Raw genomic sequence first — 13622 nt, 5'->3', positions numbered from 1 at the left:
CCTTGTCCTGATTTTTGTTAATCCACTATATAAGGCGTTGCAGCCGTTTCAGACGGCATTTGTGGTAAGATATGCCGTCTGAAAACAAGGAAATCCCATGCAGGCAATTTCTCCCGAATTACAGGCGCGCGCCGCCAAAATCAAACTGCTGATATTGGATGTGGACGGCGTTTTGACCGACGGGCGAATCTTTATCCGCGATAACGGCGAAGAAATCAAATCGTTTCACACACTGGACGGACACGGTCTGAAAATGCTTCAGGCAAGCGGCGTGCAGACTGCGATTATCACAGGTCGGGACGCGCCCTCCGTCGGCATCCGCGTCAAACAGTTGGGCATAAATTACTACTTCAAAGGCATTTCGGACAAACGCGCCGCGTATGAAGAGCTGCGCGCTCAGGTCGGCGTGGAAGAAGCCGAGTGTGCCTTTGTCGGCGACGACGTGGTCGATTTGCCCGTTATGGTACGCTGCGGATTGCCGGTTGCCGTCCCCGACGCGCATTGGTTTACGCTGCAACACGCCGCCTATATTGCCAAACGCCCCGGCGGTGCGGGCGCGGTGCGCGAAGTGTGCGACCTGATTATGCAGGCGCAAGGGACTTTGGGCGCGGCTTTGAACGAGTACATCAAATGAAAGTAAGATGGCGGTACGGAATTGCGTTCCCATTGATATTGGCGGTTGCCTTGGGCAGCCTGTCGGCATGGTTGGGACGCATCAGCGAAGTCGAAATCGAGGAAGTCAGGCTCAATCCCGACGAACCGCAATACACAATGGACGGCTTGGACGGCAGGCGGTTTGACGAACAGGGATACTTGAAAGAACATTTGAGTTCGAAGGGCGCGAAACAGTTTCCCGAAAGCAGCGACATTCATTTCGACTCACCGCATCTCGTGTTCTTCCAAGAAGGCAGGTTGTTGTACGAAGTCGGCAGCGATGAAGCCGTTTACCATACCGAAAACAAACAGGTTCTTTTTAAAAACAACGTTGTGCTGACCAAAACCGCCGACGGCAAACGGCAGGCGGGTAAAGTTGAAGCCGAAAAGCTGCACGTCGATACCGAATCTCAATATGCCCAAACCGATACGCCTGTCAGTTTCCAATATGGTGCATCGCACGGTCAGGCGGGCGGCATGACTTACGACCACAAAACAGGCATGTTGAACTTCTCATCTAAAGTGAAAGCCACGATTTATGATACAAAAGATATGTAAGCTATTTGTTTTAATAGCATTTTTTTCGGCGTCCCCCGCTTTTGCCCTTCAAAGCGACAGCAGGCAGCCTATTCAGATTGAGGCCGACCAAGGTTCGCTCGATCAAGCCAACCAAAGCACCACATTCAGCGGAAACGTCGTCATCAGACAGGGTACGCTCAATATTTCCGCCGCCCGCGTCAATGTTACACGCGGCGGCAAAGGCGGCGAATCCGTGAGGGCGGAAGGTTCGCCAGTCCGCTTCAGCCAGACATTGGACGGCGGCAAAGGCACGGTGCGCGGACAGGCAAACAACGTTGCTTATTCATCTGCAGGCAGCACCGTAGTCTTAACCGGTAATGCCAAAGTACAGCGCGGCGGCGATGTCGCCGAAGGTGCGGTGATTACATACAACACCAAAACCGAAGTCTATACCATCAGCGGCAGCACAAAATCCGGCGCAAAATCCGCTTCCAAATCCGGCAGGGTCAGCGTCGTTATCCAGCCTTCGAGTACGCAAAAATCCGAATAATCCCAAAATGCCGTCTGAAACATAAACCTAGTTCGGACGGCATTTGCCGACCGAAGATATTGAAGAGATATTTATGAGCGCAAACGTCAGCCGCCTTGTTGTTCAAAACCTGCAAAAAAGTTTCAAAAAACGCCAAGTCGTTAAAAGCTTCTCCCTTGAAATCGAAAGCGGGGAAGTCGTCGGCCTGCTCGGGCCCAACGGTGCGGGTAAAACCACCAGCTTCTACATGATTGTTGGACTCATTGCCGCCGATGCGGGCAGCGTGATGCTGGACGGGCAGGAATTGCGTCACCTGCCCATACACGAACGCGCCCGCCTGGGTGTCGGCTACCTACCGCAGGAAGCCTCTATTTTCCGTAAAATGACCGTCGAACAAAACATCCGCGCCATTTTAGAAATCAGTACCAAAGACAAAAGCCGCATCGACGGCGAAGTTGAAAAACTGCTTGCCGACCTGAATATCGAGCGTTTGCGCAATAATCCTGCCCCATCTTTGTCGGGCGGCGAACGCCGACGCGTCGAAATCGCCCGCGTACTTGCCATGAAACCGCATTTTATTTTGTTGGACGAGCCTTTTGCCGGCGTCGATCCCATCGCCGTCATCGACATCCAAAAAATCATCGGATTTCTCAAGTCGCGCGGTATCGGCGTATTAATTACCGACCACAACGTACGCGAAACCCTCAGCATCTGCGATCGGGCCTACATTATTTCAGACGGCACGGTGTTGGCATCGGGAAAACCTGATGATTTGGTCGGAAACGAACAGGTTCGTTCTGTTTATCTGGGTAAGAACTTCAAATATTGAAAATATTTTTCAGACGGGCGACCTAATATCGTCGGGCAGGCGGCAAAAATACGGATTTATGTTGTTTTTACATAAATTAATTCAAATTTAAAACATTGACTTAAACCTGTTTTCAAAGAATATTGCCCGATATGCTTGCATGTCGTCCCGTAATTTGGTTTAATACGCATCTCTTAACGAGACAGACAAAGGCCAGATAGCTCAGTTGGTAGAGCAACGGATTGAAAATCCGTGTGTCGGCGGTTCGATTCCGCCTCTGGCCACCAAAAAACCGCCTTGAAGCGGTTATTTTTTTTGCCTGCCGTTTGCGGCAGTAATCCCGCACCGCAATGCCTGCTATGTATGATACGGTCTTTGCGGCTGTCGGGCAGGTATAGTGGATTAAATTTAAACCGGTACAGCGTTGCCTCGCCCTAGCTCGAAGAGAACGATTCTCTAAAGGTGCTAAGCACCAAGTGAATCGGTTCCGTACTATCTGTACTGTCTGCGGCTTCGGTCGCCTTGTCCTGATTTTTGTTAATCCACTATAAAAACCAGAAAACATATGCCGTCCGAACCGCAGTTCAGACGGCATTTCCATATCTGAAACAATCAGTCCGTGTCGCTTTCAGGCAACTCTGCCGAACCCATGCGTCTGAGCACGATATTGGTTTTGTTGCGGAGCCGTTTGCTTTTCGGATGGTCGGCGTAGTAGAGCGGGGCGGGGACGCGCGCCGTCAGTTTTGCCGCCTGCTGTTTGGTCAGCTTGGCGGCGGGTATTTGATAAAAATACCGGGACGCGGCTTCCGCGCCGAAAACGCCGTAGTGCCATTCGATTGAGTTTAAATACAGTTCAAAAATCCTGTCTTTGTCGGTAACGGCTTCCATCATCGCGGTAATCGCCGCTTCTTCGCCTTTGCGGATATAGCTGCGGCTTTCGTTGAGGAAGAGGTTTTTGGCAAGCTGCTGGCTGATGGTCGAGCCGCCCGCCTTCACTTTGCCGCTGTTCCGGTTGCGCCTGATGGCGTTTTGAATGCCGCCCCAATCGAAGCCGCCGTGCCCGGCGAAACGGGCATCTTCGGAAGCAATCAGGGCTTTTTTCAGGTTGACCGAGATGCGGTTGTAGGGCATCCAGCGGTAATCCAGTGCGACATCGCGACCTTCCTGTTCAAACTGCTTCATCCGCATCGACATAAAGGCAGTCTGATGGGGCGCGACGGCGCGGTAGGTAATGATGTTGCCGTACACATAGGCATTGAAAAAGATAAAGATGCCGACGGGCAGGGCAATCAGCCATTTGACGATGCGGAACATATTACATGGCTTTCATGTATTCGATAACAGGGCGGATATCGGGCGTAAATCCGCGCCAGAGGGCGTAGGAAGCCGCCGCTTGACCGACCAGCATACCCAGTCCGTCTGAAACTTCGGCCGCACCGTTGCTTTGGGCAAAGTTCAAAAACTCCTGCGCCGCGTCGCCGTAAACCATATCGTAGGCAAGGCGGCAGCCGAGGAAAATTTCAGGACTGACGGCAGGAAGCTGACCGCTCAAGCCGCCGGACGTGCCGTTGATGATGATATCAAAACCGCCGTTCACATCCGCCATCGGGACGGCTTCAATGCCGAAAAGCCGCGCCAATTCTTCGGCTTTGGCGTGGGTGCGGTTGGCAACGACGATACGGGCAGGGCGGTGTCCTTTCAAAACCGGAATTACGCCGCGCACCGCGCCGCCCGCGCCCAAAAGCAAAATGGTTTTGCCCTCAATGGCAATGTTTTTGACCTGCGTGATGTCGTTGGCCAAACCGATACCGTCGGTATTGTCGCCACGCAGCTTGCCGTTTTTCAACAGAATCAGCGTATTGACCGCACCTGCTGCCAAAGCGCGTTCGGAATGCTCGTCCGCCAGATGAAACGCTTCCTGCTTGAACGGTACAGTAACGTTTGCCCCGCAACCGCCTGTTTCAAAAAATGTCGAAACCGCCTGTACAAAACCGCCGATGTCGGCGCAAATGCGTTCGTATTCAATGTCAACGCCTTCCTGAAGGGCAAATTGTTGATGAATCTGCGGCGACTTGCTGTGGGCGACGGGGTTGCCAAAAACGGCGTAGCGGGGGAGGGCGTGCATAGTCATATTCCATCAAGGCGGGGCGGTCATTTTATAACGGCGGCGCGAAGATGGGAACGATGCCGTCTAAACTGTTTTCAGGCGGCATCTGTTTTGTCGGCATTTGGACAAAAGGGCGGGTATTCCGCTTTTGAACAGACAAACCGAAGCATATTGTTGACAATATTGCCGTCTGAAACTATATTTTACAGCTTGGAATTTGACGCAGGGCCAGTTTCAGACGGCATGGACGTGGTAGAATCATGCTGGCTTTGAGCTAATCTGCCGCGTTCCGCATATTTTGCTATTTCCCTTTTCCAGGAGCTGAAAAATGTCTATTAAAAACGCCGTAAAATTGATTGAAGAAAGCGAAGCCCGCTTTGTCGATTTGCGCTTTACCGATACCAAAGGCAAGCAGCACCACTTTACCGTGCCTGCGCGCATCGTGTTGGAAGACCCCGAAGAGTGGTTTGAAAACGGTCAGGCGTTTGACGGTTCGTCTATCGGCGGCTGGAAAGGCATTCAGGCTTCCGATATGCAGTTGCGTCCCGATGCGTCTACGGCCTTCGTCGATCCTTTTTATGATGATGCGACTGTTGTGTTGACTTGCGACGTTATCGATCCCGCCGACGGTCAGGGTTACGACCGCGACCCGCGCTCCATCGCACGCCGCGCCGAGGCCTATTTGAAATCTTCCGGTATCGGCGACACGGCATACTTCGGCCCCGAGCCTGAATTCTTCGTCTTCGACGGCGTAGAATTTGAAACCGACATGCACAAAACCCGTTACGAAATCACGTCCGAAAGCGGCGCATGGGCAAGCGGCCTGCACATGGACGGTCAAAACACCGGCCACCGCCCTGCCGTTAAAGGCGGTTACGCGCCCGTTGCTCCGATTGACGCGGGACAAGACCTGCGCTCCGCGATGGTAAACATTTTGGAAGAACTCGGCATCGAAGTCGAAGTCCACCACAGTGAAGTCGGTACCGGCAGCCAAATGGAAATCGGCACGCGTTTCGCCACCTTGGTCAAACGCGCCGACCAAACCCAAGACATGAAATATGTGATTCAAAACGTTGCCCACAACTTCGGCAAAACCGCCACTTTCATGCCCAAACCCATTATGGGCGACAACGGCAGCGGTATGCACGTTCACCAATCCATTTGGAAAGACGGTCAAAACCTGTTCGCAGGCGACGGCTATGCCGGCTTGAGCGACACCGCGCTCTACTACATCGGCGGCATCATCAAACACGCCAAAGCCTTGAACGCGATTACCAATCCGTCCACCAACTCCTACAAACGCCTCGTGCCGCACTTTGAAGCGCCGACCAAACTGGCATACTCCGCCAAAAACCGTTCCGCTTCCATCCGCATTCCGTCCGTGAACAGCAGCAAGGCGCGCCGCATCGAAGCGCGTTTCCCCGATCCGACCGCCAACCCGTATTTGGCATTTGCCGCCCTGTTGATGGCGGGTTTGGACGGCATTCAAAACAAAATCCATCCGGGCGACCCTGCCGATAAAAACCTGTACGATCTGCCGCCGGAAGAAGATGCATTGGTGCCGACCGTTTGCGCTTCTTTGGAAGAAGCACTGGCCGCCCTCAAAGCCGACCACGAATTCCTCCTGCGCGGCGGCGTGTTCAGCAAAGACTGGATCGACAGCTACATCGCTTTCAAAGAAGAAGACGTACGCCGCATCCGCATGGCGCCGCACCCGCTGGAATTTGAAATGTATTACAGCCTGTAAGCACGTCTGGTTTTCAGAAAAGCAATGCCGTCTGAACACAGTTTCAGACGGCATTTTGCATTTGAACGGCAAACCGGCGGCGCGGGGCGGCATTTTTCAGCAGGCGGGCGATATTTGCTACAATAGGCTTTTGTTTTTTTTGGGCTGCACGAACGATGACTGCATCGAAATCAGGTTTTATCGGGCAAATCTTTTCCCGAAATATGCTTGTCTGTATTTTTACGGGGTTTACCTCGGGGCTGCCGCTGTACTTTCTGATTAACCTGATTCCGGCGTGGTTGCGCAGCGAGCAGGTGGATTTGAAGAGCATCGGGCTGATGGCGTTAATCGGTCTGCCGTTTACTTGGAAATTTTTGTGGTCGCCGCTGATGGACGCGGTCAGGCTGCCCGTTTTGGGACGGCGGCGCGGGTGGATGCTGCTGACGCAGGCAGGGTTGCTGGCGGCTTTGGCGGCCTATGCCTTTTTAAACCCCCGTAATCATCTGCCGCTGATTGCCGGCTTGTCGGTGCTTGTCGCTTTTTTTTCCGCCAGTCAGGATATTGTATTGGATGCGTTCAGGCGCGAGATTTTGTCAGACGAAGAATTGGGTTTGGGCAACTCGGTTCATGTGAACGCCTACCGGATTGCCGCCCTGATTCCCGGTTCATTGAGTTTGGTGTTGGCAGACAGGATGCCGTGGTCAGAAGTATTTGTTATCACTTCATTATTTATGCTGCCCGGCCTTCTGATGACGCTGTTTCTTGCGCGCGAACCCGTGTTGCCGCCTGCCGTTCCTAAAACGTTGAAGCAGACCGTGGTAGAGCCGTTTAAAGAATTTTTTACGCGCAAGGGCATCGCTTCGGCGGTGTGCGTGCTGCTGTTTATCTTCCTTTACAAACTCGGCGACAGTATGGCAACCGCGTTGGCAACGCCGTTTTATCTGGATATGGGTTTCAGCAAGACAGACATCGGTTTGATTGCGAAAAATGCAGGACTGTGGCCGGCAGTGGCGGCAGGTATCTTGGGCGGCGTGTGGATGCTGAAAATCGGCGTAAACAAAGCCTTGTGGCTATTCGGCGCGGTGCAGGCTGTAACCGTTTTGGGGTTTGTATGGCTGGCAGGGTTCGGACCTTTCGACACGGTCGGCACAGGCGAGAGGCTGATGCTGGCGGCAGTTATCGGCGCGGAAGCGGTCGGCGTGGGGTTGGGGACGGCGGCGTTCGTATCGTATATGGCGCGTGAAACCAATCCCGCATTTACCGCAACGCAGCTTGCGCTGTTTACCAGCCTGTCCGCCGTCCCGCGCACGGTCATCAATTCCTTTGCCGGTTATCTGATTGAATGGCTCGGTTATGTACCGTTTTTCCAACTGTGTTTCGCACTCGCCCTACCGGGTATGCTGCTGCTGCTGAAAGTTGCGCCTTGGAACGGGGAGAAAACTCAGGATGCAGGCAGATGAACGCGTCAAACTGGAGCGTTTACCTGATATTGTGTGAAAACAGCGCGTTCTATTGCGGCATCAGCCCGAATCCGCAACAGCGGCTTGCCGCCCACACAACCGGTAAAGGCGCGAAATATACCCGCGTATTCAAACCGGTGGCGATGCGTATCGTTGCAGGCGGGATGGATAAAGGCACGGCACTCAGGCAGGAAATCGCCGTCAAAAAACTGACCGCCGCACAAAAACGGCAATTGTGGGAGCAGGCAGAAAAAATGCCGTCTGAAACCTGACGGTTTAGGTTCGGACGGTATGGTTACAGCAGTTGGCAACAATCGGGACAAAGCAGGGGGCAAGGAAAACCGATGTTTCAACGTACAGGACGGCACATAAAGCGTCGCCCTATGAAAGTGAAGGCATATATCAGTATTTTTTATACGCCAACAGAAAAGAATACGATGAACTGTTTGTTGGATTTGTATTAATCAATCAGTATATTTTTTATACCGAGGTATTTTTCCTTATCGGTATCCCTTCTTTTATGAGAATGCCTGCCGCTCATATAAAGAACGGGAAAATACGATGGGAAAATACGATGGGAAAATACGGTACAGCCCTCGATATCGCACAATATGTCAACTTAAAGAGTTAGTATCTACCATAATATATTCTTTAACTAATTTCTAGGCTTGAAATTATGAGACCATATGCTACTACCATTTATCAACTTTTTATTTTGTTTATTGGGAGTGTTTTTACTATGACCTCATGTGAACCTGTGAATGAAAAGACAGATCAAAAAGCAGTAAGTGCGCAACAGGCTAAAGAACAAACCAGTTTCAACAATCCCGAGCCAATGACAGGATTTGAACATACGGTTACATTTGATTTTCAGGGCACCAAAATGGTTATCCCCTATGGCTATCTTGCACGGTATACGCAAGACAATGCCACAAAATGGCTTTCCGACACGCCCGGGCAGGATGCTTACTCCATTAATTTGATAGAGATTAGCGTCTATTACAAAAAAACCGACCAAGGTTGGGTTCTTGAGCCATACAACCAGCAAAACAAAGCACACTTTATCCAATTTCTACGCGACGGTTTGGATAGCGTGGACGATATTGTTATCCGAAAAGATGCGTGTAGTTTAAGCACGACTATGGGAGAAAGATTGCTTACTTACGGGGTTAAAAAAATGCCATCTGCCTATCCTGAATACGAGGCTTATGAAGATAAAAGACATATTCCTGAAAATCCATATTTTCATGAATTTTACTATATTAAAAAAGGAGAAAATCCGGCGATTATTACTCATCGGAATAATCGAATAAACCAAACTGAAGAAGATAATTACAGCACTGGCGTAGGTTCCTGTATTAACGGTTTCCCGGTACGGTATTACCCGTTTATTCGGGAAAAGCAGCAGCTCACACAGCAGGAGTTGGTAGGTTATCACCAACAAGTAGAGCAATTGGTACAGAGTTTTGTAAACAATTCAAGTAAAAAATAATTTAAAGGATCTTATTATGAATGAGGGTGAAGTTGTTTTAACACCAGAACAAATCCAAACCTTGCGTGGTTATGCTTTCCGTGGCGATACCTATGGCGGTTGGCGTTATTTGGCTAATTTGGGTGACCGTTATGCGGATGATGCTGCTGCAATTGTCGGTAAGGATGCAAACTTAAATGGTTTGAATTTATGGATGAAAAAAGGTGTGGAAAACCTATGGGATGATACGGTCGGTAAAAAGACCCGTTTAATGTGTATTTCTGTTTTTTGGATTGTGGTTTTCAATTTATAGCGAATTGGATTTGGAATATACAGCATTGCAAAAAGCGTTTGACTCTCCAATGCCGTCTGAAAACCGGTTTCAGACGGCATTGGCGTTCAGTAAGAAAGGTCGCGCCTGCCGCCCGAACGTCTCGCCGCAGCCTCTGCATAACGGCGCACCTCTTTTTCCAAATTTTCCAAGTTCAAAGGAAAATCAGGCAGTCTGTCTCCCTGTTTCTCTTCGCGGATAATCCGCCCGCCATCCAAATACCACGTCTGTTGCGCATGATAGGTCTGTATATCCGCCGTTACGCCATCCGCTTTCAATGCTACCGTCGAAGATTGTGCAATAAAAAGATTTCCGTTTTTCAAATAATATTCGAAACTCTGGCGTTTTTTTCCATTGTCGAAACTCCAATAGACTTTCTGCGGCAGACCGTCCGCATCATAGCCGACCACAAGACTGTTCGCCTTCATCCCCCGGGGCATCAATTCCCGCATATTCTGATAAAACACAGAATCGCGCGAGTCCGACGCAATCCGGTTGCTCTCTTCGCGGAAGTCCCAAACCTTCTGCTCATCATTCGCGACATCCCGGTATTTCGCCAAATATACCTGGGCCATCTGATAACACCCGAGGCAATGCTCATAAACATCTTCCCCGATTTTCCCGTACCCCGACGCATCAAATACCGAACCGTCCGGTTGCCAAACAACCCGATATTCTCCTGTCGTTTCATAATTTTCTCCGTGAGCCGTTCCGCCGTACACATTTACAGAAAACGGACGATCGTTCCGATACAGATATTCGGCATTAACAAACGCTTCCGGCGAGCGTTGCGAAAGCGAAACCGCAACCAAACCGCCCTCGCCGATATGGTAATTCAGCCAGACCTCTTCCCCATGTTCCTGCTCCGTTACGTGAAACCATTTCGCCTTTTCTTTCAAACGACTGAGCCGGATAGCGAGCGCGAGATAATCCTTCTCCGACTGCAACGGACCGTCATCCGCAGTTCCGGCAAGACTTTCCTCCGTCCTCATCGATTCCTTCACGATGACAACCGCCCTGTCGGCATTTCGGAACAGGCGGGCAAGTTTCGCCACAAAAGCATTCGGATTTTCAGGTACTTCAGTTGCCGTATCGCTCAAAAACCAACGCGGATTAATCTCATAGGCAATACCTGTTCCCAGCCAAAAGGCAAATACAAGTGCAAAAAATGACAACAGTACCGGTTTGAATTTTTTAAACATATTTATTTTTCGTTTAACAGAGTATATCGATTATATCAGACGAGCTTTGATTGTTTGATTTTTAATTTAATCTACGGTTGATGCCGTACTTTAAAAACCCCTATGCAGGCTGCAGCTTGTTACTCTTGTTTGCTTTGATTCAATTTTTTGACTAATTCAAATGCTTCAAATTGATATTGCCTTTGCCATTTTTCCCAATCTAACGGCTTTCCCGAGCGTTCCCAATCTTCTAAAACCGACATTTTGAACGTTTCCATTTCCCACCAATATTCGGCATATAAACGTGATTGATTGGGAATGTCGGCTTCTGCCCGATTGGCAAAATGCAAAAAATGAGAAATATCGCAAACTATATTATTTTCAGGAACTTCTTCGGCAAATAGATTCTTGACTAACTGTAACGCTTCGGTCTGATATTTTTCTGTCCATTTCTCCCATTTTTCAGGCTTTTCCGATATTTCCCAATCTTCCAATGCGGAAGCATTCAAGATTTCCAATTCCTACCAGCAGTCGTAATAACGGGAGGATTGGTTAGGAATTTTATTTTCCGCTTCGGAAACAAATTGGGTAAAACTAAAAATATCCTTAACGATTTTTGCAAATCTATTTTCCATAAATTGCCGCCCCCTCCAAATTGTTTGCCAACAACTTCGGCAAAATCAAGCCGGCAAGCCCCTGCATCCTGTGCCAATCGGAGAAAATGCCGTCTGAAAGCCGAATACCGCTTCAGACGGCATTTGCCAGATTTGACCTTGCCGGTGCTTACGGACGCTTTTTAAATATAAAGAAGGAAATATCGTCTAACGCATCTTCGGCAAAACCTTGAAAATCCGGATTACCTTGTTTTGAGCGCAATAAAGCAATCACTTTATCGCAATCGCCGATATTTTCATGCATCCTGGCAAGATGTCCGAAACAGGTTAATGACAATCTGGCAATATCCAAGTCTTTATGCTTCGACAACTCCGTCAATTTCTCAGAAATCCAAGGGATTTCATCCTCCTCCGAGCTGAAGGTCATACCGAGCATACCGTCAATAACACTCTGTTTATTTTCAGAATAAATCATCTTTTCTACTTGTTCCTTATCAGCCATCATTTTTTGTCCATTTAATTAGTCGTTTGTATTAAATTGCCATTATTTATTTTCCAATTTACTTTATAACTATCTTCATAATAATCTAATTCAAAAAAACCTGATATTTCAATATCCAATTCCATTATTGTTTTAATACATTTTTCAAAATAAATAATGAAATAAGATTTTACGCATGCACCAAAAAAATATAGCTGCTCCAATTAAAACTATTTGTCGGGAAAACCCACCCACTTTTATATATTTTTGCAGATTCTTTCTCTTCGATATTGAAGGGACAATTATTCCAAAAATTATTAATGTTTTCTTGGATGATTTTTATATCATCGTCAGAGCATTCAATCCATCCTTTTATGGAAACATATGATGCCATGTTTAATCTCCTAAACCTGTTTTAACAATGCCGCCTTTTGATTCAATATATGACTTAACTTGTGAATGAACACCGTGCCTGTTCCGTACAGCAAGCACAGGTTGGATTAAGATTCGACAATCTGTTTGGATTGACAGAAAGGTCGTCTGAAAAATCGATTACGGTTTCAGACGACCTCTTGTTGTTGAGTTCTCAACCCAACCTATGCCTGCCATTAATGTTATTCATCGTAGTAAGGTTCTGTCGAATAATTGTCTTTGCCCCCGGCAATGATAGTAACAATTTTCCCTTTTGCTTCCCAAGCTTGTACTCCTATTTCATCAAACTCATAGACATATGTCGGATAAGATTCATTTGATAAATAATATTTATCAACACCGTATGATTTAGGGTGATGGAAAAGTTGTTTAAAATCTTCAAAATTCAGACCTATTATATTAACGCCCATAAAATATAGCTCCTGATAACAAAATATCGAAATAATTTTGTTTTTTTTTGACGGAAATGAGTAAATTTGAGTCGGGAGATTCATAATATTCTGTTCTAAACTCATCAGGAGGTTCATACATAAAAGTTTCCAGTATGTTTTTGTACTCTGTTATATCCGCACCAAAACGGAATATTCCTACAGAAGTAAAAGGTAAAAATTCGGGAGTTTTAACGACCGCGTCGACCATGCTCTTCTCCTTTTGCTTTTCGATTGGCATTTTTTGTAATATTTCTGATTGTTCGCTCAATCTTTAATCGTTCATTTTTGGACATTCCGGGAATAATTTTATTTTTTAATTCAGCAATTCGTGATTCTGCTGATATTTGACTTCGACCGCCATCTCCATGTTTTTCATTCTTGGAGCTTCCTGTCCTTTTAGGCGGACACGCATTATGAACCCAAACCCCTTCCGTTTCCGCCTGACTGCCCTTGACGAAGTAAGTATGCCAATCGGCAACGGTCAGATTGTAGGCTTTGAGCGGCTGCTGTTTGAGGGTAATGTTTTGAACCGTCTGTTTTGCACCGCTTTCGGAAAGCAGGGTGTCGCCTTTTTTCAGACGACCTGCCTGTATCCATTTTCCTTGACTGTAAAACGGATGGATGCGGTTGGAAATCAGGGTTTGGCTGTTGCCGATGCCGTCTGAAACTTTAATGTAAACGGTTTCTTGATACGGATTACCGTATTGGGCGGTAACGGGTTTGTATCCTGTTTTCCCGCTTGCCTCGTCCTTGGAAAGGACGCTCTCGCCGACTCGGATATGGGCAATAGCTTTGTAGCCGTCTGCCGTTTTGACTAAAGCACCGACGTATAAGGGACGGAGACAGGATTTTTGAAGAACTTAGTTCCCAATATCCTG

The 13622-nt window shown here is 48.2% G+C and carries 15 protein-coding genes, 1 tRNA gene and 4 pseudogenes; 11 read left to right on the top strand and 9 right to left on the bottom strand.

What is annotated here, in order from left to right; all coding sequences use genetic code 11:
• Positions 1 to 97 precede the first annotated feature (97 nt).
• The 5 genes from HMPREF2959_RS09145 to HMPREF2959_RS09125 all read left to right on the top strand — a co-directional run bounded on the left by HMPREF2959_RS09145 (position 98) and on the right by HMPREF2959_RS09125 (position 2797).
• Positions 98 to 634, top strand: a complete 537-nt coding sequence (locus HMPREF2959_RS09145) for a KdsC family phosphatase (RefSeq protein WP_001148016.1) — start codon at positions 98 to 100, stop codon at positions 632 to 634.
• The gene (lptC, locus tag HMPREF2959_RS09140; RefSeq protein WP_002233513.1) at positions 631 to 1212 is read left to right on the top strand and encodes an LPS export ABC transporter periplasmic protein LptC; all 582 of its coding nucleotides are present in this window, start codon (positions 631 to 633) and stop codon (positions 1210 to 1212) included. Before HMPREF2959_RS09145 ends, lptC begins: the two co-directional genes overlap by 4 nt.
• A complete protein-coding gene (gene lptA, locus HMPREF2959_RS09135) occupies positions 1193 to 1723 on the top strand; it encodes a lipopolysaccharide transport periplasmic protein LptA (protein WP_002216438.1) in 531 nt (176 codons plus the stop codon). The genes lptC and lptA overlap by 20 nt, the downstream gene beginning before the upstream one ends.
• A 73-nt stretch (positions 1724 to 1796) precedes the next feature.
• Positions 1797 to 2531, top strand: a complete 735-nt coding sequence (lptB, locus tag HMPREF2959_RS09130) for an LPS export ABC transporter ATP-binding protein (protein ID WP_002221983.1) — start codon at positions 1797 to 1799, stop codon at positions 2529 to 2531.
• A 190-nt stretch (positions 2532 to 2721) separates the two neighbouring features.
• A tRNA-Phe gene (locus HMPREF2959_RS09125) sits at positions 2722 to 2797 on the top strand.
• 325 nt (positions 2798 to 3122) lie between these two features.
• Here HMPREF2959_RS09125 and mtgA read toward each other — a convergent pair.
• The gene (mtgA, locus tag HMPREF2959_RS09120) at positions 3123 to 3824 is read right to left on the bottom strand and encodes a monofunctional biosynthetic peptidoglycan transglycosylase (RefSeq protein ID WP_002226378.1); all 702 of its coding nucleotides are present in this window, start codon (positions 3822 to 3824) and stop codon (positions 3123 to 3125) included.
• A gap of 1 nt (position 3825) precedes the next feature.
• Entirely contained in the window at positions 3826 to 4635 is an 810-nt protein-coding gene (aroE, locus tag HMPREF2959_RS09115) for a shikimate dehydrogenase (RefSeq protein ID WP_002243242.1), read from the bottom strand.
• Positions 4636 to 4945: 310 nt separating this feature from the next.
• On the opposite strand from aroE, the gene glnA reads away from it, so the two are divergent.
• From glnA to HMPREF2959_RS09085, 6 genes are all read left to right on the top strand, one after another.
• The gene (gene glnA, locus HMPREF2959_RS09110) at positions 4946 to 6364 is read left to right on the top strand and encodes a type I glutamate--ammonia ligase (protein WP_002243243.1); all 1419 of its coding nucleotides are present in this window, start codon (positions 4946 to 4948) and stop codon (positions 6362 to 6364) included.
• A gap of 155 nt (positions 6365 to 6519) precedes the next feature.
• Positions 6520 to 7803 (top strand): MFS transporter, encoded by a 1284-nt coding sequence (locus tag HMPREF2959_RS09105; RefSeq protein ID WP_025461253.1) that lies wholly within the window; start codon positions 6520 to 6522, stop codon positions 7801 to 7803.
• On the top strand, positions 7800 to 8075 hold the full coding sequence (locus HMPREF2959_RS09100) for a GIY-YIG nuclease family protein (protein ID WP_002218732.1): 276 nt from the start codon (positions 7800 to 7802) through the stop codon (positions 8073 to 8075). Before HMPREF2959_RS09105 ends, HMPREF2959_RS09100 begins: the two co-directional genes overlap by 4 nt.
• 32 nt (positions 8076 to 8107) lie before the next feature.
• The gene (locus HMPREF2959_RS12655; RefSeq protein ID WP_070696717.1) at positions 8108 to 8434 is read left to right on the top strand and encodes a hypothetical protein; all 327 of its coding nucleotides are present in this window, start codon (positions 8108 to 8110) and stop codon (positions 8432 to 8434) included.
• A 45-nt stretch (positions 8435 to 8479) separates the two neighbouring features.
• Entirely contained in the window at positions 8480 to 9295 is an 816-nt protein-coding gene (locus HMPREF2959_RS09090) for an RTX iron-regulated FrpC family protein (protein WP_014581776.1), read from the top strand.
• Between the two features lie 16 nt (positions 9296 to 9311).
• Positions 9312 to 9587, top strand: coding sequence for a hypothetical protein (locus HMPREF2959_RS09085; protein ID WP_002239493.1), 276 nt, complete (start codon positions 9312 to 9314; stop codon positions 9585 to 9587).
• 86 nt (positions 9588 to 9673) lie between these two features.
• Here the strand turns inward: HMPREF2959_RS09085 and HMPREF2959_RS09080 are convergent, their stop codons facing one another.
• The 7 genes and pseudogenes from HMPREF2959_RS09080 to HMPREF2959_RS09050 form a co-directional block, all read right to left on the bottom strand.
• Positions 9674 to 10807, bottom strand: a complete 1134-nt coding sequence (locus tag HMPREF2959_RS09080; protein WP_070696714.1) for a hypothetical protein — start codon at positions 10805 to 10807, stop codon at positions 9674 to 9676.
• A 119-nt stretch (positions 10808 to 10926) separates the two neighbouring features.
• Positions 10927 to 11421 (bottom strand): annotated as a pseudogene (locus tag HMPREF2959_RS09075) (hypothetical protein).
• Positions 11422 to 11569: 148 nt separating this feature from the next.
• The gene (locus tag HMPREF2959_RS09070; RefSeq protein WP_002235455.1) at positions 11570 to 11905 is read right to left on the bottom strand and encodes a hypothetical protein; all 336 of its coding nucleotides are present in this window, start codon (positions 11903 to 11905) and stop codon (positions 11570 to 11572) included.
• An 11-nt stretch (positions 11906 to 11916) separates the two neighbouring features.
• A pseudogene (locus HMPREF2959_RS13555) lies at positions 11917 to 12275 on the bottom strand (hypothetical protein).
• 2 nt (positions 12276 to 12277) lie between these two features.
• Positions 12278 to 12355: pseudogene (locus HMPREF2959_RS13550) on the bottom strand (restriction endonuclease fold toxin); the annotation flags it as partial.
• A 140-nt stretch (positions 12356 to 12495) separates the two neighbouring features.
• A pseudogene (locus tag HMPREF2959_RS13330) lies at positions 12496 to 12952 on the bottom strand (hypothetical protein).
• On the bottom strand, positions 12933 to 13532 hold the full coding sequence (locus HMPREF2959_RS09050; protein WP_070696709.1) for an HINT domain-containing protein: 600 nt from the start codon (positions 13530 to 13532) through the stop codon (positions 12933 to 12935). The pseudogene HMPREF2959_RS13330 and the gene HMPREF2959_RS09050 overlap by 20 nt, the downstream one beginning before the upstream one ends.
• Positions 13533 to 13622: the final 90 nt, after the last annotated feature.

Source organism: Neisseria sp. HMSC070F02, assembly GCF_001814225.1.
Taxonomy (GTDB): domain Bacteria; phylum Pseudomonadota; class Gammaproteobacteria; order Burkholderiales; family Neisseriaceae; genus Neisseria; species Neisseria meningitidis.
The sequence above is the reverse complement of the archived record's forward strand: the minus strand, read 5'-3'. Positions and strand labels throughout refer to the sequence as shown.